This is a genomic window from Enterococcus olivae, assembly GCF_053760925.1.
The window spans coordinates 110,506-136,546 of record NZ_JBSMVT010000001.1 but is presented as its reverse complement, the minus strand read 5'-3'; the positions used below and the strand labels follow the sequence as shown (position 1 = coordinate 136,546).

Annotated in this window: 21 protein-coding genes; 15 read left to right on the top strand and 6 right to left on the bottom strand. The window is 40.3% G+C overall.

What is annotated here, in order from left to right; genetic code table 11:
- Positions 1-10: 10 nt before the first annotated feature.
- The 4 genes from ACWODM_RS00845 to ACWODM_RS00830 form a co-directional block, all read right to left on the bottom strand.
- Positions 11-1,084, bottom strand: a complete 1,074-nt coding sequence (locus ACWODM_RS00845) for an RnfABCDGE type electron transport complex subunit D (protein WP_455319464.1) — start codon at positions 1,082-1,084, stop codon at positions 11-13.
- The gene (gene rsxC / locus ACWODM_RS00840) at positions 1,077-2,417 is read right to left on the bottom strand and encodes an electron transport complex subunit RsxC (protein WP_455319463.1); all 1,341 of its coding nucleotides are present in this window, start codon (positions 2,415-2,417) and stop codon (positions 1,077-1,079) included. The genes ACWODM_RS00845 and rsxC overlap by 8 nt, the downstream gene beginning before the upstream one ends.
- A gap of 207 nt (positions 2,418-2,624) precedes the next feature.
- A complete protein-coding gene (locus ACWODM_RS00835; RefSeq protein WP_455319462.1) occupies positions 2,625-3,068 on the bottom strand; it encodes a hypothetical protein in 444 nt (147 codons plus the stop codon).
- A gap of 84 nt (positions 3,069-3,152) precedes the next feature.
- Positions 3,153-3,680, bottom strand: coding sequence for an HdeD family acid-resistance protein (locus ACWODM_RS00830; RefSeq protein ID WP_455319461.1), 528 nt, complete (start codon positions 3,678-3,680; stop codon positions 3,153-3,155).
- Between the two features lie 149 nt (positions 3,681-3,829).
- On the opposite strand from ACWODM_RS00830, the gene ACWODM_RS00825 reads away from it, so the two are divergent.
- Positions 3,830-4,321 carry a hypothetical protein gene (locus ACWODM_RS00825; RefSeq protein ID WP_455319460.1) on the top strand — a complete coding sequence of 164 codons (492 nt, stop codon included), beginning with the start codon at positions 3,830-3,832 and terminating at the stop codon, positions 4,319-4,321.
- Positions 4,322-4,408: 87 nt separating this feature from the next.
- On the opposite strand, the gene ACWODM_RS00820 is transcribed toward ACWODM_RS00825, so the two are convergent.
- Complete coding sequence (locus tag ACWODM_RS00820) at positions 4,409-5,005, bottom strand: nitroreductase family protein (RefSeq protein ID WP_455319459.1); 597 nt, start codon at positions 5,003-5,005, stop codon at positions 4,409-4,411.
- Positions 5,006-5,195: 190 nt separating this feature from the next.
- Between ACWODM_RS00820 and lepB the strand changes: the two genes are divergently transcribed.
- The 14 genes from lepB (at position 5,196) to melA (ending at position 24,881) form a co-directional block, all read left to right on the top strand.
- The gene (gene lepB, locus ACWODM_RS00815; protein WP_455319458.1) at positions 5,196-5,726 is read left to right on the top strand and encodes a signal peptidase I; all 531 of its coding nucleotides are present in this window, start codon (positions 5,196-5,198) and stop codon (positions 5,724-5,726) included.
- A 50-nt stretch (positions 5,727-5,776) separates the two neighbouring features.
- Positions 5,777-9,331: a PD-(D/E)XK nuclease family protein gene (locus ACWODM_RS00810; protein WP_455319457.1), complete on the top strand. Its 3,555-nt coding sequence runs from the start codon at positions 5,777-5,779 to the stop codon at positions 9,329-9,331.
- A complete protein-coding gene (gene addA / locus ACWODM_RS00805; RefSeq protein ID WP_455319456.1) occupies positions 9,324-12,998 on the top strand; it encodes a helicase-exonuclease AddAB subunit AddA in 3,675 nt (1,224 codons plus the stop codon). The genes ACWODM_RS00810 and addA overlap by 8 nt, the downstream gene beginning before the upstream one ends.
- A 66-nt stretch (positions 12,999-13,064) precedes the next feature.
- Entirely contained in the window at positions 13,065-13,385 is a 321-nt protein-coding gene (locus ACWODM_RS00800) for a winged helix-turn-helix transcriptional regulator (protein ID WP_455319704.1), read from the top strand.
- Positions 13,386-13,959: 574 nt separating this feature from the next.
- Positions 13,960-15,003 (top strand): phenylalanine--tRNA ligase subunit alpha, encoded by a 1,044-nt coding sequence (pheS, locus tag ACWODM_RS00795; protein ID WP_455319455.1) that lies wholly within the window; start codon positions 13,960-13,962, stop codon positions 15,001-15,003.
- A gap of 5 nt (positions 15,004-15,008) precedes the next feature.
- Positions 15,009-17,429, top strand: coding sequence for a phenylalanine--tRNA ligase subunit beta (gene pheT, locus ACWODM_RS00790; protein WP_455319454.1), 2,421 nt, complete (start codon positions 15,009-15,011; stop codon positions 17,427-17,429).
- 305 nt (positions 17,430-17,734) lie between these two features.
- Complete coding sequence (locus ACWODM_RS00785; protein ID WP_455319453.1) at positions 17,735-18,631, top strand: helix-turn-helix transcriptional regulator; 897 nt, start codon at positions 17,735-17,737, stop codon at positions 18,629-18,631.
- A 184-nt stretch (positions 18,632-18,815) separates the two neighbouring features.
- Complete coding sequence (locus tag ACWODM_RS00780; RefSeq protein WP_455319452.1) at positions 18,816-19,355, top strand: ClbS/DfsB family four-helix bundle protein; 540 nt, start codon at positions 18,816-18,818, stop codon at positions 19,353-19,355.
- 225 nt (positions 19,356-19,580) lie between these two features.
- On the top strand, positions 19,581-20,690 hold the full coding sequence (locus ACWODM_RS00775; protein WP_455319451.1) for a helix-turn-helix domain-containing protein: 1,110 nt from the start codon (positions 19,581-19,583) through the stop codon (positions 20,688-20,690).
- 7 nt (positions 20,691-20,697) lie between these two features.
- Positions 20,698-20,907, top strand: coding sequence for a PLD nuclease N-terminal domain-containing protein (locus ACWODM_RS00770; protein ID WP_455319450.1), 210 nt, complete (start codon positions 20,698-20,700; stop codon positions 20,905-20,907).
- Positions 20,907-21,815, top strand: a complete 909-nt coding sequence (locus ACWODM_RS00765) for an ATP-binding cassette domain-containing protein (protein WP_455319449.1) — start codon at positions 20,907-20,909, stop codon at positions 21,813-21,815. The genes ACWODM_RS00770 and ACWODM_RS00765 overlap by 1 nt, the downstream gene beginning before the upstream one ends.
- Positions 21,812-22,576, top strand: a complete 765-nt coding sequence (locus tag ACWODM_RS00760; protein WP_455319448.1) for an ABC transporter permease — start codon at positions 21,812-21,814, stop codon at positions 22,574-22,576. The genes ACWODM_RS00765 and ACWODM_RS00760 overlap by 4 nt, the downstream gene beginning before the upstream one ends.
- A 73-nt stretch (positions 22,577-22,649) precedes the next feature.
- The gene (locus tag ACWODM_RS00755) at positions 22,650-23,480 is read left to right on the top strand and encodes an AraC family transcriptional regulator (RefSeq protein WP_455319447.1); all 831 of its coding nucleotides are present in this window, start codon (positions 22,650-22,652) and stop codon (positions 23,478-23,480) included.
- 90 nt (positions 23,481-23,570) lie between these two features.
- A complete protein-coding gene (melA, locus tag ACWODM_RS00750; RefSeq protein WP_455319446.1) occupies positions 23,571-24,881 on the top strand; it encodes an alpha-galactosidase in 1,311 nt (436 codons plus the stop codon).
- Between the two features lie 41 nt (positions 24,882-24,922).
- On the opposite strand, the gene trpS is transcribed toward melA, so the two are convergent.
- On the bottom strand, positions 24,923-25,933 hold the full coding sequence (gene trpS / locus ACWODM_RS00745) for a tryptophan--tRNA ligase (RefSeq protein ID WP_455319703.1): 1,011 nt from the start codon (positions 25,931-25,933) through the stop codon (positions 24,923-24,925).
- Between the last annotated feature and the right edge of the window lie 108 nt (positions 25,934-26,041).

Here is a 26,041-nt window from a genome sequence, read left to right as displayed (position 1 = left end):
GAAACCTCCTTTAAGAATTGATTTTTAGGTTGAAGGGACTGGTTTTTTCTTCTCCCAATACACGTAAACGCAATAAGCGGTCAATGGCCGGAGTGAAGCAGTTCATGATCAAAATAGCGTAGCTCATACCTTCATTTGTCAAACCGAAGAAACGAAAAACAACGACTAGAAGACCTACCCCTACGGCAAACAGATTCTCACCGGCTTTAGTTGCTGGTGTTGATGCATAATCGGTTGCCATAAAAATCGCACCCAGTATCGCGCCACCACTGATCATATGTCCGATCACATTTTGCCAAGAGCCGGTAAAAAGTCCTTCCGGTCCCAAGATAAAGGCAAATAATCCGATCGTACCTAAAATAATCAGAGGGATTCGTGGTGAAATGATTTTTTTATAGACTAAGAACAAGCCACCAAGCAGGAGCAGAAAGGCACTTGTTTCACCAGCTCTTCCGCCGACAAATCCGAAGAAGGCGTCTGATAACTCTGAAAGCGATAAAGTTTCACCAATTCTCATCACAGCAAGTGGTGTCGCACCGGAGACAACATCGGAAGCAGTAGCGTTTGAAACAATCTCAGGTGGGATTTTGCCGAAAGGTGGATCAGGCCAGCTGATCAAAAACATTTGACTATAGAACAGAGCTACTAGAAAAGCTCGTCCTCCCAGAGCAGGGTTGATAAAATTATAGCCTAGACCACCAAAAAATTCCTTGACGACAATGATTGCAAAGGCAGTTCCTACAACAGGGAAATACCACGGTGCGGAAGGCGGCAAATTCATCGCTAATAAAAGACCTGTAACGATACTACTACCGTCTAGCTGATACTCTCGCCGAATCATTTTGAACCAGAGGTATTCAAGTGTTACTCCAGTCAATGCTGCCAAAAGATAGTTACGATAAACTACTGGACCAAATAGGTAGCCAGAGAACAAGAGAGCTGGCAGTAAAGCTAAAATCACCATCAGCATGATCGATCGAGTTTCGGTATCTGTCCTTATGTGAGGATTGGGTTGTGTTTTAGGAAGTTTTTGTGATTGTTGAAAAAGCTGTTCACTTTCAGCTTCCTTGTAGTAATCACGCATGCTGAGCCGCCTCCTTTTTCAAAGCAATCACTTTGTTTTTTGCATCGCTGATCGTGGCTGCTAGATTTCTGCGAGCAGGGCAGACAAAGGTACAGGCACCACAATTGATACAGGCATCAGCTAATAATTCTTCGCATTTATCAAAATCTCCAGCTCTGAAATACTGATCAATACTCATTGGCATCAAACGCATCGGACAGGCTTCTACACATTTGTTACAGCGAATGCATGGGTTTTCGGTAAAGAGCCAGTCATTCTCTTCATTGAAAACTAGAATACCATTGGTAGATTTGGTTGTGGGGACTCTTAACGTATTGACGGTTCGACCCATCATTGGTCCTCCCATGATCACTTTGCTCGGTGCTCCTTGGAATCTTCCGGCAAAATCGATCAGTTCACCAGCTAAAGTACCGATCGGGCTACGCACGACCTGAGGCTCACCAACGTCACCAGTAACGGTGGTGTAGCGATCGATCAAAGGTTTATCCCAACAGACCGCTTCATAAAGAGCAAAGGTTGTCGCGACATTCATCAAGACAACACCAACATCGGCTGTCAGTTTTCCAATAGGAACCTCACGATCCAATAAAAGCTCGACCAGTTGTTTTTCTCCACCTACTGGATAGACAGTGGGAACTTCTTCCACTCGAATAAAGGAATAAGGAGATGCTGCTTCTTTCATAGCTGCAATGGACAAAGGTTTGTCGTCCTCAATACTAATCACGATCGCTGGATCGTTCAATAGCTTACGAGCGATTCGCGCTCCTTCAATGATTTTTTCAGCGTTGTTTTGCATAAGTAAAGCATCACTTCTTAAAAAAGGCTCACATTCAGAGCCATTTAAGACTAATGTATCGATGGATTGTGAGTCTTTAATTGCAAACTTAACATGAGTTGGAAATGTGGCACCTCCTTTACCTGCGATACCTGCTTGTTGGATTTTCTGTTTGATAAAAGAATTGTCAGCTTGTTGCCAAGCGAAAGAGGTGGAACGAAAATCGTTCGCGTAATTGAAGTCATTTTCAATAATAATTGCTTGAGTGGTTTGATTACCGGCATCTGGCCAGTCCGTGATATCCAGAACTTTTCCAGAGACACTGGCATGTATTTTAGCGGAGACAAAGGCATCTGTTTCTGCAATGACCTGTCCCTGTTTGACCTGATCGCCAATGGCTACGATAGGCTCTGCTGGCGTACCAATATGCTGAACCAGTGGAATAAAGACCATGTTCGGTTCAAATGAATGCACCTCCTGTTGATGAATTTTCAGTTTCTCTTTAAGTGCTTTAAGCGGGGGACTTAGTGAGATCCCGCCAATCAGTTTCTTTTTCATCGTCTCCCTCCTAACGGAAAAATTTATATGGTACTTAAATAAAGTTTAACATGAAACGCTTCCCAAAATAAACTAATATATTTAATTTGTTTATGAATGGCTCGAAAGATCGTATTTTAGAATAATCGATGAGTCAATTTGTTTTAGTTATCAAAAGAAAGAAAAAGCGATCCAATAACTAAAAGGATCGCTTCGTTTCTTTTAAATTCAGATAAAAATAGGAGAGCCGTTCAAAGACATTTTTTCTTCGATTTTTTGAAGACGTTTGTTGATTCTACGAAGAATGCCTTCAGAAAAATCAAGAGACAAACTATTTTTACGGGCAGTTAGTAATAATTCTTTCTCAATGGAGAAGCGTTTTTGCTTGCGATAAATATTTGCTAAGCGTTCAACATACTCATAGCGTGTATATGCTGTACGAGCAATCAAGTGACGCAAGATATCTTCAGCCTTGCTAAGGTCATTGTCACTGTAGTAAGTAATTGCTTCTCGGTATAGTTTGATCTCTACTTCTTCAAGCAATTGCGCTTCTTGTTTTTGTTTTCTCCATTCGTTGATCGAGAGCTTACCAGTGAGCTGACCATTTTGATCATAGGAAAAAATCACAGGAACATCATTTGGATCTGGTTGTTTTTGAGTTGATTTACGCATAAAAGAACCTCCTGTGATTTTGAATAGTAAGCTAAATATACGCTATTTTTTAAAGAATTACTACTAGATTAGTGAAAAATAATACTAATTCAGATTTCTCTTGATTTGGAAATAGCCAACGATTTCTGAGATCCCCATAAAAATCAACAGACTGCCAAAGAGTGTCATGATACTAGCGATCGCATTGAACATTAAAAGTAAGCCTCCACCAATCAGCAAAGCACCGTAAAAGAGCCAGCCTAGATAGGACTGATCCATTTTTTTCAGATTGAAACCCTGAGCAATTCGTAGACAGCCGTTTAGAGCGATTAAAATGCCTAGAAAGACAGTCAAGATAGTCAGCAACGGTCTAGCCAAAGCAAGGATTGCGATCGCTGCAATCAACAATAGGACACCAATGATCATTTCAAAACCGTAATAGCCCGTTTCTTTCTTCAAGCGATAGGTAGAAAAAAGATTCATCAATCCAAGAATTGCTACATAACCAGCAATCAAATAGACGATACCTTTAGTAAATTGCTGAGGATAAAAGATGACCAGAATACCAGCAATTATATAGATAATGCTTCGCAAAACAGCATATTGCTGAAACTGTTGAATGATTTTATTCATGTTTTTCACCTCTTTTTCTTTGATTACTTTTATTTTATCGAATTTATCAATAAATAGAAAATTATTTGTCATAAAAAGAAGAAATCGTTTTGTAGCGAACAGGTCCTTCTGTTACACTGTTAGCAAAGAAGGAAGTAAGGAGAGGCAAAATGAACGGATTAACTATCGTTTTCATATTATTTACAATTATTTTATATATATATTTGATTTTATTGAGACAGGAACTCGTTTTTGTCGCGATGCGAAAATCTCCCTTTTCGATTGTTGTACCAATCATCGGGGCTGTAGTGATGGCAAGCTTCTATATCTTTGCTGAGACCTTGGAAGATAAGATTCGTGGGGTTTTTGGTGCTTTGTTGCTGTTAAGCTACTTATTCAATGTCCGAGGAATAGCTGAGAATCGTTTTGTTTTGCAGTCCTTGGATAATCGAGGAATCAAGTTTTTTGAAGTGGATCGGGTCGTTTTGTTCCACGATACAAAAGAAAAAGTCGTTAAGTTGAATTTTTTCAGACGCGGATTGCGAGGACCTTTGATGAAATTCAGTGAACCTATCGAAGAAATCGTCAATTTTTTGTCTTCGAACCTAAAAGAAGGAACACCAATCGATGTGATCGTCAATCAGTCTAGTCATAAAAACTAGAAAAAGATTGGATAAAAAGCACTTCACGAAATCTGTTAGAAAACAGATTTCGTGAAGTGCTTTAATTTTATCCAGTCTCTACTTATTCTATTTGAATGTACGGAAGCGTTCTTCGTCAGAAAGGAAATCTTTTTCTGCTGCTTCAGCTTCTTTTGAACCAAAGACTAATTGAGAACGAAGTTTCCAATTGCCAGGAATGTTCCACTCTTTGGCTACAGCATCATCGATGATTGGATTGTAGTGTTGTAGATTAGCTCCTAATCCTGCTTCAGATAAAGTCGACCAAGTGTTTGCAGTAGCAATTCCGTTTGATTGTTCTGCCCAGACAGGGAAGTTGTCTGCATAAAGGGCAAATTGTTCTTGCAGATTTTTAACTGTGTCTTCGTTATAAAGAAAAAGAACTGTTCCGTAACCGGCTTTAAAACCAGCTAATTTTTGTTGGGTTCCTTCAAATGCTTCAGCCGGTGTTAATGGTTTTAAAGCAGCCTCTGTCAGGTCCCATAATTTTTCATGTGCATCGCCGAATAAAAGAACTGCACGTGTAGATTGTGCGTTGAAGGCACTAGGACTGGCTTTTACAGCATCCTTGACTAAGTTTTCGATTTCTGTTTCTGGTAAAGAAACGTTGCGACCCAATGCATAGATTGAACGACGGTTTTTGATTGCATCTAAAAAGTTTGACATGTAAATTCCACCTTTAATTTTTTTAATTACAAGAGCTAGTATAAACTCTTACTAAAAGTTAGTAAAATATTATGCTCAAGAAAACCAAGCGTTTTTTTTGTAGAGTTTAGCTTTTTTTTAAAAGCCAAAAAGAGAAAAAATTTTCCAGCTCTCCTGTGGTAAACTAGCAGATAGAGTGGAGAGGAAAAAGATGAAAAAACACACTTGGTTAACAAAGCTATTTATTTTGGGTATTTTTATGAGCTGTCTTTTTGTGATACAGGCTTTTTTTGTTTTACCCGTTATCGTCAAAGGAGACTCAATGGCGCCAACACTTGTGAATCGTCAACGAGTCTTTGTGTGGAAGCAAGGATCGGTAGAACGTTTCGATATCATTATTTTTCCTTCGCCGGAAGATCCCGAACAAAAATATGTCAAACGAATCATTGGTTTGCCGGGAGATAGTATTGAATTTCAGGAAGATCAGTTGTATATCAATGGACAGTCATACTCAGAGCCTTATATAGAACAATTCAAGGCAGAACTGTTAGATGGTCGAGAATTCACAAAGGATTTTGTTATCGATACGATTCCCGAGGGTCAGTATTTTGTTCTGGGAGATAATCGAAGAATTTCCAAGGACAGCCGTTCAATCGGTTTGATCCGTGAAGAGGATATTCAAGGAAAGGCAACCTTGGTTTTTTGGCCATTGAATAAAATCAAACTTGTCGGTAATGACTGACTACTTTTGTTATACTAAATAAATAAGAAACGACAGAGGAGGGAATTGACGTGAGCTTGCAATTTGTGACAGGTGATGGACAAAGAGATCATCAAAAAGAAACGATTCAAATTGCTTCTGAATGGTTGGCAGAGCCTCGACAAGAAGTTTTCTTTCTAGTGCCCAACTACAATAAATTTGAACGAGAGCAAGAAATTCTTTCGGACTTAAAAAAACAAAACCAACAGCTTGATTTCACCTCGATTCGCGGGCAAGTCTATAGTTTTAATCGTCTAGCTTGGTATTTTCTTCAACGGACTGGGCAATCGGGAGGTTCAACGATCTCTGATGTTGGCTCGGCGATGATCATGCGCAAAGTTTTGGAGGCTATCGCAGAGGATCTGTTGATTTTTCGTGGAGAAATCAGAAAAAAAGGCTTTATTGCCCAGTTGATTGAATTATATAAAGAATTGCAGTTAGGAAATATCCAGCTAGGAGAGGTCCCCTTTGATCTTGAATCAGAAACCAATAAGACCAAAGATTTCCAACTAAAGATGAAAGAGATTCAGTTGATTTTTGCAGCCTATGAAAAGGAACTGCTTCTGCGTCAATTGGAAATAGAACAACCAATACCAATGCTGACGAACTACTTGACACAGACAGAGGACTTTTCAGCAGGGGATGTTTTGCCTGATTTGAAGCAGTGTTTGTTTATTGTTAGCGGCTTTTCCAGTTTTTCTGCACAGGAACAGGCGCTGCTGCAAATTCTCATGCAAAAAAGTCAATTGTGTGTGGACCTGTACTTAGATACGATCACGGAAAAAATGGATCCGTTTGATTTGTTTTTTGAAGCTAAGCAGACGTACGTTCAACTGAAGAACTTTGCCCGTTCAGTGAAGGTTCCTGTGATGTTCGATAAAAAAGCACCTGTACTGACGAAGGTCTCTGAAGGGTATCTTTCACTTGAACGTAGCTGGAACAATCATGGCACTGCCCACTTACAGACGGAGATAGGCGATTTTTTAGAGATCTGGAAAGCCGAGACACCAGAAGAAGAGTTAAGACAGATTGCCGTAGAGATTCGCCAGTTGGTTTCTGATTCGATTGCAAGTGATCAGCCGATCCGTTATCGAGATATTCAGCTATTGACGTTGAATCCGGAGGTGTATTATTCGCTACTGCCGGTTATTTTTGATGAATTGGAAATTCCATATTACTTAGATGAAGATCGAAAGATGGAACAGCATCCTTTGGTAGAATTTATCCATGCATTTTTTGCCTTGAGAAGATATCATTATCGTTTGTCAGATGTTTTTCGTTTTCTTAGAACCGAGCTTTACATCCCTCGTGAATGTAAAGAGGAGAAAAATTGGCGTGATGCACGCGATGAGTTTCGTCATCTAGTAGATATCACTGAAAATAAGGCGCTGTCCCATCAGTTTCAAGGAAACGACTGGCTGCGTGAAAAAGATTGGACCCTGATCGAATACAATTTTGAAGAAAATCAACTAGAAGACACGATTTCTGTCGAGGAACAGACCAACTTGGTCCGACGAGCTTTTCGTCGGGACATTGCTGCCTTTTTCAAGGAGATCCGTCAGGTGAAAACGACACAGGAAGCGCTGCAATTATTTTATCGTTTTCTAATCGATCAGGGCATCGAGGAACAGCTGGTTTGCTGGCGTGATCAAGAAGTAGCGCGAGGAAATCTGGAGGAAGCCCGGAACCATGAACAAACATGGTCGGCATTGATGGATCTTTTGGATGAATTTGTTGAGATCTATGGGGAGGATCCCTTTGACTTCGAATTGTTTGAGGAAATCTTGTCCAGTGGCTTAGAAAATCTGACCTTTGGGAAAATCCCGACTGCAATCGATCAAGTAAAAGTCAACCCCTTAGATCTAGCACGTCCACTTCAAGCCAAGATTACTTTTGCAATCGGTTTGGATGAAACGACCTTTCCAAGAAAAGTTGAAAATAAGACATTGCTTTCTAGTGAAGAACGGGAGCAGTTGAATCAGTTACTGGAGGAAAATCAATATTTAGGTGATCGAGTGGGCGAAGTATTAAGAAATGAACCCTTTGTTGCCTACAATGTTTGGCTTTCAGCTTCTGAAAAATTGTATCTGAGCTATGCAGCGAACGATGATACGAAACAAAATATTAAATGTTCACCTTATTTGGTTCGCTTGCTAAATTCGACGACTGTCGAATTGCAGAGTCGACAAGGTTTAACATTGGCAAGTACTCCCGAGCATCATGTGGGCAGCTATCGCAGTTTGGTTCGGCAGCTGAACACCTTGCACCGACAAGCAAAAGAAGAAAAAACCTTTCTTTCGGCAAGCTGGCGCTGGCTAGAACAGCAGTTGCGAGCCTCGTCTTTTAGTGGATTATCTGAACAGGTATTCAGTAGTCAAACTTACTTGAATACACCTGTTTCATTGGATAAAGAGACAGCGATCGACTTGTACGGGCAGGATATTTACAGCTCGATCTCTCGCATGGAGACCTTTTATCAATGTGAATACAAGTATTTTGCTAATTATGGTTTGAGATTGAAGGAACGTGAGATCTATGGTCTGAATCCTGCGGTGACCGGAGAATTTTTCCATGATGCACTGGATCAATTTCTGACACTGCTGATTGAACAAAATATTTCTCTCACCTCACTGTCAGACACTGAGCGGATAGATTTTGTCGAGCAGGTATTGCAAAGGATATTTGGCGACGTGCGCTATGATCTGCTCAACCGCTCGGCACGAATGAATTTTATTCGCTATCAATTAGGAAAGACCATTCAGCGAGTGACATGGGCTTTAAGAAAACAAGGTGAAAAAACACAGCTTTCCCCTGTTCAAACAGAAGTGTTGTTTGGACAGATTGCTGGTAAAAAAGGGATCACTGGATTGGAGCTGCCGCTAGATTCTGGGGGCAAGCTGCATCTGCGTGGAAAAATCGATCGAGTGGATACAGCAATGATCGATGGTCAACCTTGGATCTCTGTGATCGACTATAAATCTAGTAGACGAGAGTTCGACTTGACGGAAGCCTATTACGGACTAGCGATGCAGCTGGTGACTTATCTGGATGTCGCATTGAGTGATGCTGTCGAGCTGATTGGCAGCAAGAACGCCAAAATTGCAGGAGCCTATTACTTACATGTGCACAATCCAATCATGGATGATCAAAAAGCGACGGAAGAGGAGCGTATCAAACAATACAAGTATGATGGTCTTTTTGTAGACGATGCCTCTTTATTTCCTGTATATGATAACAGTTTAGAAAAATCTAAAAATTCAACGATTTTTCCGATCAGAAAAGATAAGAATGAACAACTACAAAAAGTCTCGCAAAGCAAGGGCAAATTTTATACAGAAGAAGAGATCCAGCACCTGATGCATCACAATCGCAAAAAAATGAAGGACGGTGGAAATCGGATCTTGTCTGGAGAGATTGCCTTGAATCCTTCCTATAAGCTAAAAGACAAAAAACGTGCGTGTCAGTTCTGTCCCTTCCGAAGCATTTGTAATTTTGATGTGATGCTACAGGAAAACAACTACCATCGTATGGAAAATCTATCCAAAGAAGAAATCATTGAACGAATGAGGGAGGAAGAAAATGATTAATATCCCTTTAAAACCACAAAACGAAACATTTACCGATCGGCAATGGCAGTCGATTTTTGACAAAGGAGATAACTTGCTGATCTCAGCTTCAGCTGGTTCAGGAAAGACGACAGTTCTGGTTCGTCGGGTGATCGAAAAGTTAAAAAGCGGCAGCAACATTGATGAGCTGTTGATCGTGACCTTTACCGAAGCAGCTGCCAGAGAAATGAAAGAACGGATTCAACAGTCGCTCCAGGATGCGGTTAACAAAGAAGGTGATGAAGAGCGTCGAAATCACTTTACAAAGCAACTGACTTTGTTGCCATTAGCCCATATTTCTACCCTACACGCGTTTTGTTTGACAGTGATTCGCCGTTATTATTTTTTGATCGATTTGGATCCAGTTTTTCGAATGTTAACGGACGAAACCGAGAGTCTACTCTTAAAAGAGGAGGTTTGGGAAGAACTACGTGACAGTCGTTACGAAGCACAGGATGAAGCCTTTTATCAGCTGGCAGAAAATTTTTCCAGCGATCGATCGGATGAAGGTGTGACTGCAATGATCATGTCATTGTACACTTTTGCCCGTGCCAATCCGAATCCTGAGCAGTGGTTGGTGCAGCTAGCCGAAAATTATCAAACATCTGAAGGACTTGAAGCAAATTCCTTGTATCTTCAGCAATTGAAACCAATGATCATCAATACGTTAAAGGCTGCTGTCCAGCGTCTGGAGATCGCTCAGCAACATGCACAACTCGATCCTAGCATTGAAAAAGCAGCTGTGTTAACAGCTAATGAGCTGGAACAGGCGCAGCGACTATTGACTTATTTTGAAGAGGATCAGCTGGAGACAGCTTATGCTCAGCTTGAAGGCTTGAATTTTGGTCGATATCCGGCTTTTCGTAAAGCAGAACAAAAAGAGCTTTCTGAAGCGGTCAAACCTTACCGTCAGGCAGCCAAAGAATTGGTAGAAGCTGTGAAAGGTTATTTTGCCTATTCACCAGATGACATGCTGGAATTGATGGAGAAGGCTCGCCCAATTGTTGAAGAGATGGGACGATTAACTTTGGATTTTATGCAGGGCTTTCAAAAGAGGAAGCTTGAGAAAGGCTTATTGGATTTCAACGACCTTGAGCATTTCACGCTAGAGATTCTTCAAGGCTCAGGTACCGGCAGTGAGGCTGCTACCTACTACCGTGAGAAATTTGAGGAAGTCTTGGTTGATGAATACCAGGATGTCAATCGCCTTCAAGAAGCGATTTTGTATTGGCTGCGAGAACCAGACGACAGCAAGGGTAATCTATTTATGGTCGGTGATGTCAAGCAGTCGATCTATGCCTTTCGTTTGGCCGATCCTACTTTGTTTATTGACAAATATTTGGCTTTTGAAAAAGAGCATGGCGGACGGCGCATCGTTTTAGCGGAAAATTTCCGTTCCCGCAAAGAAGTCCTGCAGTTTACCAATCTGGTTTTTGAACAGTTGATGGATGAAGAGGTGGGACAGATTCCGTATGATGAGGCTGCTAAGTTGATCCCGGGGTTCCCGAATTTTCCTGAGAGTGATCAATTCCATACAGAATTATTGCTCTTTGAAAAAGAAGCAGAGGATGATCCTTCCTTAGTTGATGATAAAACAGAAGGCGAACTACACATGACAGCCTTGAAAATCCAAGAGTTGATCAATGACCAATTTCAGATCTATGATAAAAAATTGAAAGCGGAACGACCAGTTACTTATAAGGACATCGTTTTGCTGACGCCAACCAGGAAAAACAATTTAGTAATCATGGATGTCTTCAAAAAATTTGATATTCCGCTGGAAGTAAACGATGCTCAAAATTATTTTCAAGCGACAGAGATCCAGACGATGATTGCTCTATTACAAATTATCGACAATCCTTTGCAGGACATTCCTCTAACGGCTGTGTTACGCTCACCGATCGTTGGCTTGAATGAACAAGAGCTGGCAGAAATCAGACTGGTGAAAAAAAATGGTGATTATTTTGAGGCACTCCAGCAATATCTCACCAAAGAAAATGAATTGGCAGAACGTTTACGGAAATTTAACGAACAACTGGTAAGCTGGCGTGAGCTTGCTCGACGTCAATCTTTGACTGGCTTGATTTGGTCTATTTATGAAAAAACTGCTTATTTAGATTACGTGATCGGTCTGCCTTCAGGTCGCCAGCGTTATGCCAATCTTTTAGCATTGGCAAGTCGGGCAGAAGCTTATGAAAAGAGCAGTTTTAGAGGCTTGTACCAGTTTATTCGCTTTATTGAAAAAATGCAGGAAAAAGACAAAGATCTAGCGGAGCCATTAGCAGTATCAGCCGAAGATGCTGTTCGGGTCATGACAGTGCATGCTAGTAAGGGGTTAGAATTTCCAATTGTTTTCTTGCTAGATACGACGAAGCAATTCAACTATCAGGATTTTCATCCACGTTATATTTTTGAGGAACGCTTAGGTGCAGGAATCCAGCTGATCGATGAGGAGCGAATTCGTTTCGACACGCTACCTTATCAGGCGATCAAACAAGTTCGAATTCAAAAAGCACTTTCAGAAGAAATGCGAAAATTATACGTAGCCTTTACACGTGCGGAGCAAAAGCTGTATCTAGTGGGTTCCTATAAGACCAAAGAAGAAGCGTTTAAAAATTGGCAGCGAGGGTTAGCTCAGGAACAGCTGATTCTAGATCCAGCCTTGCGTTTGAGCGGCAAAGGTACACTAATGAACTGGATCGGACTGACACTTGTTCGACATTCGGACATGCAACAAGTCTATCCGGAAGCCTCTGATTCAGCCTTGAAAATCCAGAATGATGCAAAATTCAAGATTCACTGGTGGAACCAGGCACAAATCGCTGAAGCTATGCAAGGGAACACAGCTAGCGCAGAATCAGAAGAACCTCTTGCTGTTGCTGAAGAAGCAGTGATGACCGCTTTTCAGAAGCGATTGTCATTTGATTATCCTTTAAAAAAAGCGACCTTGACTACCAGTTATCAATCGGTTTCTGAAATGAAACGGGTATACAATGATCCAGATGAACAAGAAATCACCAAACTGGCTTGGGAAAGTACCTTGGAGCAAAATCAAAAACAGCATTTCCGCTATGTGTCCGATTCATTAGCAAAGCCAAAATTTTTGGAAAAAGAAACAATAGATGCAACAGTTGTTGGAACGGCCACCCATACTTTGCTGCAGCTTTTACCACTGACCCAGATCCCAACACTCGAGAGTATTCAAGAAAAACTTGCTGAACTGGTAGAGCGTCACTATTTAGATGAAAAAATTGCTGAAAAAATCGATTTGGAAGCAATTGCCTGGTTCTACCAAACTGAATTAGGAGAAGCAACGATTATCCATGCAAAGAATGTACGCAGAGAGCAACCATTTTCAATGCTGAAGGATGCTCAAAATGTCTTTTTGGATTTTGATGAAGAGGGCGCTGAACTACTGGTTCACGGGATCATTGACGGATATATCGAGTTTGAAGATCATCTCGTTTTGTATGATTTCAAAACAGATGCTATCCATGGTGAAAACAGTGAGCAGCATTTAGTAAATCAGTATCAGGGACAGTTGCGATTGTATAAAGAAGCATTGGAACAAGCGTTAAGTAAGCCGGTGACAGAAACGTATCTAGTATTATTAAAAGGGAAAAAAATCATCCCTCTGTTCCACTCCTAAGTTCTGTAAGCAGTATAAAACAGTGGAATTATGTTATAATACGTTGTGAAGAGGTGAGTGCCAATGATGGAGACTAAAAAAACAAACTATACGCTTTGCCCTAAATTTGAAAAAGCCTTTTCTATTTTGGGGAAAAAGTGGAACGGTTTGATCATTGATGTGTTGCTTCAAGAACGCGAACAGAGATTTGTGGATCTTGCCAAGAAAATTCCAATGTTAAGTGATCGCGTATTGACTGAACGTTTGAAGGAACTTGAACGTGAGGGAATCGTAGAAAAAATCGACAGCCTGTATCAGTTGACCGAAAAAGGCGTGGCTTTGAACGAAGCATTGGAATCTGTGAAAAATTGGAGTCATGACTGGGTAACCGAAGAAGAATGTAGTTGATTTCTGTCACGATTTCTAGTAAACTATCAATCAATTGGATATAAAAAAAGCGAAGATGGAAACAAGTAATTTGGATGAAACAGACCAGGGAGATTTGCCATAGACTGAAAGCAATGACTGTATTCTAAAAATGAAATTCACTTCCGGAGCTTGCTTGAACCTTCAAGTCGGTAAACTATTATCGTTAAATAATTAAGTGCGCGTAAAACATAACGCGAATTAGGATGGTAACACGAGACCTCGTTCCTTTATCAAGGGACGAGGTCTTTTTGCTGTGAATCACTACGATTCAGTGACCAAAGGGAACTGAGAGTAGATGATGAACAGTACTAGGCGACCGTAGGGAGCGTAGTGTCTTTCATCCGAATCACTACGATTCAGTGACCAAAGGGAACTGAGAGTAGATCCTTCAAGAACTTGGCGGTTTACCGCCTAGAGCTTGATGAGATCGGAACGAAGTGAAGTGATGAACAATCCTATCAGAATTATTCTAACCAGACACGAGTGACTGATTCTTATCCAATCTTTACAATCAACTATAAGCAATAGTCAAATTTATAAAGGAGGCAACAAAATGTCTTTACAGGAAAAACTGGAAGCATTGCAGGCTGAAACGATCACAAAGATCAACGCAGCAGAAGATTTAAACTTGTTGAATCAAATCCGTGTGGAAACACTGGGTAAAAAAGGACCAATCACAGAAGTATTACGGGGAATGAAAGATCTTTCTGCAGAAGAACGTCCAAAGATCGGGAGCTTTGCAAACGAGATTCGTGATGCACTGACTCAAAAAATCGAAGAAAAAAAATCAGAGCTGGAAACAGCAGCAATGAACAAAGCTCTGGCTGAGGAAAGTATTGATGTCACGCTTCCGGGAAAACAAATGGCACAAGGAACTCGCCATGTACTAACGCAAATCATGGAAGAGATTGAAGATATTTTTGTCGGAATGGGTTATCAAGTGATTGAAGGCTATGAAGTCGAACAAGATCATTATAACTTCGAAAGAATGAATCTACCGAAAGATCATCCAGCCCGCGATATGCAAGATACTTTCTATATTACAGATGAAGTATTGGTTCGTACACATACATCACCTGTTCAAGCACGAACAATGGAAAAACATGATTTCAGTCAAGGTCCACTACGAATGGTTTCTCCTGGGAAAGTTTTCCGTCGTGATACGGACGATGCCACTCACAGTCACCAATTCCATCAAATCGAAGGTCTAGTCGTGGATGAGCATGTGACGATGGGTGATTTAAAAGGTACATTGGAAGCATTGATGCAAAAAATGTTTGGTGCAGAGCGTGAGATCCGCTTACGTCCAAGCTACTTCCCGTTTACAGAGCCTTCTGTAGAAGTGGATGTCAGCTGTTTTAAATGCGGTGGAGCGGGCTGTAATGTATGTAAACAGACTGGTTGGATCGAGATTTTGGGTGCGGGAATGGTGCATCCGAACGTATTGGAAATGTCTGGTATCGATTCAGAGAAATACTCAGGCTTTGCTTTTGGATTAGGACCAGATCGAATTGCGATGCTGCGCTACGGTGTCAATGATATTCGTAATTTCTATCAAAACGATACGCGATTCATTCGTCAGTTCAAGGGGGAATAAAATAAATGTTAGTATCATATAAATGGTTAAATAAATATCTTGATTTATCCAGTGTTTCACCACAGGAATTAGCAGATAAAATGTCTGTAACTGGAATCGAAGTAGAGGGTGTTGAAGTTCCTGAAGAAGGGTTGAAAAAAATCGTTGTTGGTGAAGTAGTGGAATGTGTGGATCATCCTGATTCTGATCATCTGCATATTTGCCAAGTAAATATCGGAGAAGAAGAATTGTCACAGATCGTTTGTGGTGCACCGAATGTCAAGGCAGGGATCAAAGTGATCGTTGCACTGCCGAATTCTCGTATTACCGGTAATGTAAAAATTAAAAAGGGCAAGATGCGAGGTCAAGTATCTAATGGGATGATCTGTTCTCTTCAAGAAATCGGCTACTCAGACAGCGTGATCCCTAAAGAATATTCAGAAGGCATTCAGTACTTGCCACAGGATGCAGTACCTGGAGAACCGGTCTTTTCTTACTTAGACATGGATGATTCGATCATTGAGCTATCGATCACCCCTAACAGAGCCGATGCTTTAAGCATGCGCGGTGTGGCTTATGAAGTGGGAGCGATCTATGATCAACGTCCGGAGTTTGATGATGCATCTTTAGTAGAAGTTGATCGCTCAGCAAGTGAAAAAATCAATGTACGTGTAGCAGACGAAACAGATTCGCCTTCGTATCAAATTCGTGTGATTGAAAATGTAACCATCGCACCAAGCCCACAGTGGCTGCAAAATCTGTTGATGAATGCCGGAATTCGTCCAATCAATAATGTAGTTGATGTTACAAATTATATTCTGCTACTATTCGGACAACCATTGCATGCCTTTGATTACGACAAATTAGGAAGTCAAGAGATCCTTGTCCGCAGAGGAAAAAACAAAGAAGAATTGGTGACTTTAGATGGTGTGACCCGTGTACTTTCTGAAGAAAACATCGTGATTACCAATGGAGAAATTCCAGTTGCTTTGGCAGGTGTGATGGGCGGCTTGGATTCTGAAATCGTTGAAACAACTACGACAGTTGCTTTGGAAGCAGCCTTGTTCGATCCATTGTCAATTCGCCGTACTGCCAAACAATTCAACTTGCGCAGTGAATCTTCTTCTCGTTTTGAAAAAGGCATCAACAAAGCCACTGTCGATCAAGCCTGCGAAGTTGCTGCAGCAATGATCGCTGAGTTGGCAGGTGGTGAGGTACTATCAGGGACAGTTAGAGGCTCTGAATTTACTGCCAAAGATGTAGACGTAGAAATAAGTTTAGCTCGTATCAATGATTATTTAGGAACGCTTTTGACAACATATGATGTCGATGGAATCTTTGATGCACTCGGTTTTTCTTACAGTGAAAATGATGGTTACTATGTGATCACGATTCCTCCTCGTCGCTGGGATATTTCGATCGAGGCAGATATTATTGAAGAAGTTGCTCGGATCTATGGTTACAATAACCTGCCTTCAACCTTACCAAGTGGCGAGACCGTAGCAGGCACGTTGACACGTGAACAACGCTTAACGCGTAAAGTTCGCAGTATGCTGGAAGGGAACGGATTGAGTGAAGCAATTAGTTATGCTTTGACCACAGAAGAAAAATCTCTTCAGTTTGTCATGAAGGACAGCGAACCGACACGTTTAGACTGGCCAATGACAGAAGATCGTGCGGTCTTACGTTTGAATCTGATCAGTGGACTGTTGGATGATATAGCCTATAATGTTGCTCGTAAAAATACGCAACTAGCACTGTATGAGATTGGTCGTGTCTTCTATAAAAATGAAGAGGAAGCTGCTGTTTTACCGATCGAAGAAAATCATTTGGCCTTTGCTCTTTCAGGTGAATGGTCAACCAGAGATTGGCAAGGGAAAGGTGAAAAAGTTGATTTCTATCATGCCAAAGGTGTTTTAGACAACTTATTTACTATGTTGTCACTGGATACATTGATTTCCTATGAAAAAACCAGCGAAATGAAAGAAATGCATCCGGGAAGAACTGCGGAGATCTATCTGAATGAACAAAAAATTGGTTTTGTCGGACAAGTCCATCCATCTGTGGCAAAAGCCTATGACATTCCTGAGACCTATGTCGCAGAGCTGAACCTGGAAGCGATGCTTGCAAATGATGCAGGAAAATTAATCTATGAACCTGTTTCTAAATTCCCAGCAGTTTCACGCGATATTGCCTTGCTATTGAAAGAAGAAATCTCCAATCAGGCGATCGTACAGGAAATCCAAAAAGCTGCCGGTAAATTCTTGACGAACATTGAAATTTTTGATGTGTATCAAGGCAAGAATATTGAACCAGGCTACAAATCATTGGCGTATAGCTTGACCTTTGTCAATCAGGAAGCAACTTTGACAGACGAAGAGATCAATCGTGCGATGAATAAAGTGACGAAAGCATTGACTGAAACATTTGAAGCAGTGATTCGATAATACCAAACCATCTTGAGTGTAGTTGCTCAAGATGGTTTTTGCTTTGCACTAATTTTACAAGTGTCATATGCGAAAAAATGACCAAGTCAAAACCGCGTTGTGTAATCTCGATAAAACAAAATCATGCAGTCTATTCTTGTTTTTCTGTTGTCACTTCCTTACGCCATTATTACTTCCTGTTTATTATTTTTTGGAATTATGATGATTCCAATCGTATCTAGTTGTACAACGTACAGTTTCATCAAAAGCTCGACACAGGAGGTCAAGGTGAATATACTATAATAGTGATACAAGGAGATGATTACTTGAAAGAAAATAGATTGTTTAAGATTGTTTATTACATTTTGCAAAAAGGGCATGTTACTGCCTCGGAATTGGCGAGTAAATTCGAGGTTTCTGTTAGAACAATTTACCGTGACATAGATGTAATTAGTAGTGCTGGTATTCCTATTTATGTGACAACAGGCAGAAATGGAGGGATACAAATTCTTGATAATTATGTATTAGAAAAAGTTTTCTTTTCCGATAAGGAGAAACAAGAAATTCTAACTGCCTTACAGAGTCTATCCGTTGTTGACAATACGCCTCAAAGTGAACTATTAACAAAGCTATCTGCGCTTTTTAACACACATTCAGAAAATTGGCTTGAAGTAGATTTTGGGCGTTGGGGAAGTAAGATGCAGGATAATGCTAAGTTTGAACTATTAAAAAAGGCAACGATCAATCACAAAATCGTAGTTATTGTTTATGTAAGTTCTTATTTCAAAAGAACAACAAGAAAAATTCACCCACTCAAGCTCCTATATAAATCAAAAGAATGGTATCTTAAATCCTATTGCACAGACAAAAATGATTTCCGCTTTTTCAAAATAAATCGAATTATAGAATGTGAACTTTTAGAGGAAGATTTTGTTCCTGTTGATTTTCCTGATCAGAAAGATACTAAACAGAATACCTATAACAAAATTGTTCTTCGTTTTCCAAAAGAAATGTCCTACCGTATTTATGATGAGTTTAATGACAATGAAGTGACCGTGCAGAAAAATGGTGATTTAATCGCCGCAGCCTTTATGCCGGAGGACTCATGGCTGATTGGATATCTGCTTTCCTTTGGGTCTAATGTAGAGGTAATAGAGCCCGCCTATTTGCGTGAAGTTTTGTCTAATGAAGCAAAAAATATTTATGAAAAAAATAAACCTTGACATAGGGTGTCAGTGTTTACATGATATATTTCATTTGTAAAATAGAAGAAATGCTTGAAGCAGTTCATGGTAGTACAACTATGGCAGTGGATGAGGCCTGTAATACCCTGAATGGGTTTTTCTGATAATCAAGCGCTGGAAAATCACGTTACTTTTACCATAAGGATCAAGGAGGATAATTAACATGGGCAGACCAACAACAAAATCAGATTTGATAATCGCAGCAACTAGCAATTACGAGAAACTAAGGAAGCTTATCTCTGAGTTGTCAGAGAAAGAATTGTCAACGCCATTTGACTTTACAGAAGATGACAAAAAGAAAGAGGCTCATTGGAAGCGGGATAAAAATCTTCGAGATGTTCTCATCCACCTCTATGAATGGCATCAGTTGTTGCTTCATTGGATTCAGGTAAATATGTCTGGAGAAAGTAAACCGTTTATTCCGGCACCTTATAATTGGAGAACTTATGGAGATATGAATATAGAGTTCTGGAAAAAGCATCAAGACACATCATTAATCGATGCAAAGAGGAACTATGAAGAGTCTCATGCTAAAGTTATGCAGTTAGCTGAAACCTTTTCAAATGAAGAACTGTTTTCTAAAGGTGTTTATCAATGGGTGGGTGGAAGCACTCTAGGATCATATTTTGTGAGTGCTACTGCAAGTCATTATGTTTGGGCTATGAAAAAAATCAGAGCGCATAAGAAACACTGCGGGAAATAAGCGAGATACTCTTTGATCAAACAATCTAATATGATGTTCGTCTCTATGGCGATAGCTTGATCAGTTTAGAAGAAATATTGACTATGACATTGGCTAACAACTCTTTTTTGATAGAGAGTTGTTTTTTTGTTTCCCTACAGTTGACTATGAGTGTCGGTAGTTAACAGCTACTCCATTGAAGAGTGGGAAGCAGTCCGATAAAATAAAGGAAAAGGAGGAGATGGAATGCTGTTAAATATTGGGGAAGTATTGGTGGAAGAAAGAAAAAAGAAAAAGATCACACAGCAAGAGTTAGCAGATTTTATCGGAGTGACAAAGGCCTCGGTTTCTAAGTGGGAAAATAGTCAATCCTATCCGGATATCTCTTTGCTGCCGCTACTTGCTGCTTATTTTGATCTGAGTATTGATGAATTAGTCAGCTATCAGTCGCAATTATCAACCAAGGAAATTCAAAATATTTATCGGTCTTTACAAGTCTCATTGCAAAAATCAAGTGAAGATACTTGGCAGTCGATCCAAAGTTTATTGAAAAGGTATTATTCCTGTCATCCATTTATTTTGCAAATAGGTGTCTTCTTGATCAATCATGCAGATTCGTTATCTGGAGCGAACGATCAAGAAGAAATGAAGCACTATATTTCAAAGGCAAAAGAACTTTTTGAACGGGTGATTCATCATGGCAACGATTCAAAAATGATGGATCACGCACTGAAAATGGCCGCTTACTGTTCGTTGCTGTTAGGCGAGTCAGAAGAAGTGATTGCGATACTAGGGGAACAGACCTCTGCACTTTTACCTCCTGAAATCTTAATTGCTGGAGCCTACCAGCAAAAAGGTGACATTGAATCAGCGATCAGTGTTTCCCAGAGTGGTATTTTTCAATATGTCGTGGTATTGAGTAGCTCGTTGACAAACTATCTGCAGTTGATCATTCATCAACCCACGCTGTTTGAGGAAACGGTAGCAAGAGGCTTGAGCTTTGGACGAATCTTTTGCTTGGAAAAGCTGCATCCAATCAATTGGTTGAATTTTTTGACTTCAGCTGCAGTAGGCTTTGCTGTGATGAAAAAAGAAGAACGACTATTTGAGATACTGGATATTTTTGCAGAATCCTTGCAGAAGACCGAGTTTCCCGTGAAGCTTCATGGAGACGATTATTTTGATCGAGTGGAGGATTGGATCGAGAAATTAGATCTAGGTAATCAAGCCCCTCGAGAAGCCAACTTGATCAAACAGGATTTTACAGAACTGGTATTGGAACATCCAGCGCTGAAGCCTTACCAACAAGAAAAGCAGATGCAACAAATTCTTCGAAAAATGACAAACAAGGAGTGAAGTAAAAATGAATAATACCGAAATTTTTATTGAATATCTACCATTTTTTGTACCATTGATTCTTTTACAATTGATTTTAATGCTAGTGGCAGCTGTCCATATTTTAAAACATCCCAACTATCGTTTTGGCAATCGAATCTTATGGTTAATCGTTGTTGTCTTTCTTCAGCTTTTTGGACCGATTCTATACTTTACGATCGGAAAAGGAGAAGACTGATGGCTATTTTAGAAATCAAGGATGTCAGTAAATCATTCAATGGCAAAAAAGTCTTAGATTCCTTAACCTTTTCAGTACCAGAAGGCAGCATTTTTGGTTTTGTTGGAAAAAATGGCGCAGGAAAGACGACTACGATGAAAATGATTCTAGGATTGGAGACGGTTGATCAAGGAGAGATCAAGCTCTTGGGAGAAGCGGTTCGTTTTGGAGAAAATCGGACCAATCGACATACCGGCTATCTACCTGATGTACCAGAATTTTATGGTTATATGAAAGCCAAGGAATACTTGATGCTTTGTGCAGAGATCACAGGCATAGACAAGATTCAGCGGAAAAAACGGGTCGATGAGCTGCTGGAGCTAGTCAATCTACAAGAGAACAAGACTGCAATCAGTGGATTTTCCCGTGGGATGAAACAACGTTTAGGTATCGCACAAGCTTTGTTGAACAAGCCTAAATTATTGATCTGCGATGAACCAACCTCAGCATTAGATCCGAATGGTCGCCGAGAATTGCTGGATCTGTTAGATTCTCTCAGAAAAGAAACGACAGTCGTTTTTTCGACGCATATTCTGAATGACGTCGAACAAATCTGTGACTATATTGGGATCTTGGATCAGGGAAAAATGGTGACGACAGCGTCAATCAAAGAACTGAAGCAAAAATATAAGAAAAAACAAGTGCAAATCGCCTTCGAAACAATCGAAGACAAACAATTGTTTCTAAATAAATGGACTCATGAGTCAGTGGAGATTGAGGAAGAACAGCTCTTGGTTAGCTTTCAACTAAATGACAAGACAAGTGCCAGAGTGGTGTTCGAGCTCTTGGCGACCTTAGCTATCGTTCCGCTTTCTTTTAAACAAAAAGAACCTTCACTAGAAGATATCTATTTGGAGGTGATTGCATGAAAATATTGTATGCTTTCACAAAGAAAGAATTTATAGAATTTTGGCGAACAAGAAAAATGCTGATTCTTTGGCTAGTGTTTGCTATCTTGGGTATTATGAGTCCTTTGCTTGCAAAATTGACACCTGAGATTCTAAGAATATCTTTTGATAGTGAGTGGCCATTGCCAATCGATGAACCAACCTCGCTTGACTCATGGTCGCAGTTTTATCAAAATTTATCACAGATAGGTATCTATTTGATGATGATTTTGTTTAGCGGCATCGTCAATCGTGAAGTCAATCAAGGGACTTTGATCCCGCTGGTTACCAAAGGATTGAAACGGGAAACGATTATTGTGAGCAAATATTGCTTAATGATCATTCAATGGACATCTGTCCTGATTTTGTCGTTTCTTGTGACATTAGCTTATACAAGCTATTATTTTTCTGATGGGAAAAGTCCGGATATTTTTCAAGGAGTAGTAGCATTCTGGTTGTTTGGCTTGTTTTTATTAGCAGCGACCTTGTTGATGTCTACGATAATGAACAGCAATTACAGCTCGATGATTGTAACGATAATCGTGGTTGTTGTGCTTTACCTGATCAATCTATTTGAAAAATTAGCTTATTGGAATCCAATTTCATTGATCTCGGTCAATGTAGCGCTTGTCCAAGGAGATCGGGCATTTTCAGATTACTTTCCTGCCGTTAGCCTGACTTTGATTGCCAGTCTTTTGATGCTCTTGTTGACCATTGCCGTTTTCAAAAGGAAGAAGCTGTAAGAACATGTTTGTCTTTACAAAACGGTTTTCGATGGCATAAGATGAGAGAGATGAAAGCTGCGGGAGGAAACCAATGAGTGAAGAAAATTTTAAAGACATCTTTTTTAAAGAAGACTATTTTTCAGAGTTGTATTGTTTTAATATTGGCTATGAAAAATGTGAAAGTGGCCATCGTTTTGGCCCCTCGTTAAGAGAAAATTATTTGCTTCATTTTATTGCAAGCGGAAAAGGACAATATAGGATAGGTCAAAGGACGTATCCATTAAGTAGCGGAGACTTTTTTCTGATACGTCCCAATGAACTGATTACTTATCAGGCAGATGAAGAGGAACCTTGGGAGTACTACTGGATCGGATTTTCTGGATCAAAAGTAGAAGAACTCTTAGCTTTAAATGGTTTTTCGAAGGAGGATCACATCGGAACGATAGCAGATACTTCATTTGAGGAAAAGCTCTTAGCATTTATGAAGGCTGATTTTTTTGATGACAGTCAGAAATTAGTCAATCAGGCGAATTTCTATGCGCTCTTTGCCTCTTTCAAGGTAGCAGCCAAGCCAACACTGAAAAACATCTCAGGGAACCGAAAAAAGAAATATCGGGAATCGTTTTTATTGTATGTCGAAAACAATTATTATCGTGAAGACTTGTCGATCGAAGAGATCTCTCGTTCTCTATTTCTGCATCCTGCTTATTTCAGTCAGCTGATCAAGGAAGAGCTGGGACTGACCGCAGCAGATTATCTGAATTTGTATCGCATGAATAAAGCCAGTTTACTGCTGATCACGACTGATTTGATAGTCGAAGAGATCTCTAATGCTGTCGGTTATCAAAATCGCCATTCTTTTTCGAGAGCCTTTAAAAAAAGATTCCATTGTTCTCCAACAGAATACAAAGAAAAAAACTAAAATACTGTACCCTGCAACTAAACTGAAGCTCTTCGTTTTCAATCAAAATAGCGTATACTGAAAGCATCAAAACGATAAAGGAGCATAACAATGGTCAAAATTTGTTTTATTGGTGCAGGAAGCACGATTTTTGCGAAAAATGTTCTAGGAGATGCTATGTTGACCCCAAGTCTTCAACACGCCGAGATTGCTTTGTATGATATTGACAAAAAGCGTCTGAATGAGTCTGAGCTGATGCTGAAAACGATCAATAAAAATTCGAATAGTAATCGCGCGACGATCCAGTCATTTGACGATCGAAAAGAAGCGTTGAGGGATGCTGATTTTGTGATCAACGCGATTCAAGTAGGTGGCTACAAGCCAAGTACGGTGATCGACTTTGAGATTCCCAAAAAATATGGCTTGCAGCAAACAATTGGTGATTCACTGGGCATTGGTGGGATTTTTAGAGGGCTGAGAACACTACCGGTCATGTTTGAATTCGCTAAGGAAATGGAAGAGGTCTGTCCAGATGCTTGGCTGCTGAATTATACCAATCCAATGGCGATCCTGACGATGGGAATGCTGAAGGCGACCAAAATCAAAACAGTCGGTTTGTGCCATAGTGTTCAAGTGTGTGTGCCAGAGCTGTTTGAACATTTGGGCATCAAAGAAAAATACGATTTAGATGAATTTCAGTGGAAAATCGCCGGGATCAATCATATGGCGTGGTTGCTGGAAATCAATCAAAATGGCGAAGACTTCTATCCGAAGATTCGTGAATACGCGTCACAGATCGCTCATCCTCACGACGACTCGGTCCGCTTTGAATTAATGGAACACTTTGGTTATTATGTCACGGAATCAAGTGAACACAATGCCGAGTATCATCCGTATTTCATTAAGAAGAACTATCCAGAATTGATCGATGAGTTACAGATTCCGTTGGATGAGTATTTGAGAAGATGTGTCAATCAAATCGAGGATTGGGAAAAGCAAAGAGACGAGATTGTCCACAATGGTTCTTTGGAGCATACTAGAAGTCGTGAATATGCTTCTTACATCATGGATGCGATCACAACTGGGAATCCGACTGTGATTGCCGGTAATGTGTTGAACAAAGGTCTGATCACCAATCTACCAGAAGACAGTTGTGTAGAGGTACCTTGTTTGGTTGATAAAAACGGTGTGCAACCAACCTATGTTGGCGATCTGCCGACTCAGTTGGCGGCATTGAATCGCACGAATATCAATGTGCAGGAACTGACAGTCGAAGCAGCGATCACATTGGATAGAGAAAAAATCTATCAAGCAGCCTTGTTGGATCCTCACACGAATTCAGAGCTTTCGATCAAAGATATCAAAGCGATGGTCGATGAACTGATCGAAGCCCATGGAGACTATTTACCAGAATACAAGTAATCAAAAAAGGAAACGACTGTCGAGCCGTTTCCTTTTTTTGCTTAGTTAAAATAATTGATCCCCATGGCTGATTTTACCTCTGATAAGGTTTGTGCGGCTACTTTTTCAGCTTCCTCACTGCCTTTACGCAGCATGTCCATAACTGCTGCTGGATCTTGAGCAAAGGCTTCTCGACGAGCGCGGATCGGAGCCAACTCCTCTTCAAGGACATCGATCAAGTAACGCTTGATCTTCACATCGCCTAATCCTCCACGACGATAGTGTTCTTTTAGCTCTTCGATATATTCTTTGTCTTTGCCGAAAACATCCAAATAAGTAAAGACCATGTTGCCTTCCACTTGACCCGGATCAGACACATGAATATGATTTGGATCGGTATACATGCTCATGACTTTCTTTTGCACAACATCCGCAGAATCAGCTAGATAAATCCCATTTCCAAGAGACTTGCTCATTTTGCCATTTCCGTCAGTACCTGGTAGACGTCCCATACCTTTTGGCGGGAAGACTCCTTTCGGTTGAACCAGAACTTCACTGTAAGTCGAGTTGAAGCTATGAACGATCTCTTGTGTTTGTTCCAGCATTGGTTTTTGGTCATCGCCAACGGGAACGAGGTCCGCTTTGAAGGCGGTGATGTCTGCTGCTTGTGAGACAGGGTAGATAAAGAAACCTGTTGGAAGACTTTCACCGAAATTTTTCTGTTCAATCTCTGATTTGACTGTTGGGTTACGACGGACACGAGCTACACTGACTAAATTTAAATAGAACATCGTCAGTTCTGCAATCTGCGGAATCTGTGACTGGATAAAAAAGGTCGTTTTGGCTGGGTCCAATCCCACAGCCAAATAGTCTAGTGCTACTTCTAAAACATTTGCGGATACTTTTTCTGGTGTTTTTGCGTTATCTGTTAGTGCCTGAACATCAGCAACCATTACATAGAGTTTATTGTTAGGATCATTTTGCATGTCAACACGTGTTCTCAATGAACCGACATAATGACCAAGATGTAATTTACCTGTTGGGCGATCGCCTGTAAGAATAGTATTCAAAATCTTCACCTTTTCTTTGTTTAATAGTCTATAAGCAATCTTACCTTTTTTTGGGTAAATAAACAATGATTTGAAGGGAATCCTCTAGAATATTTTCAAGAACAGCTTACA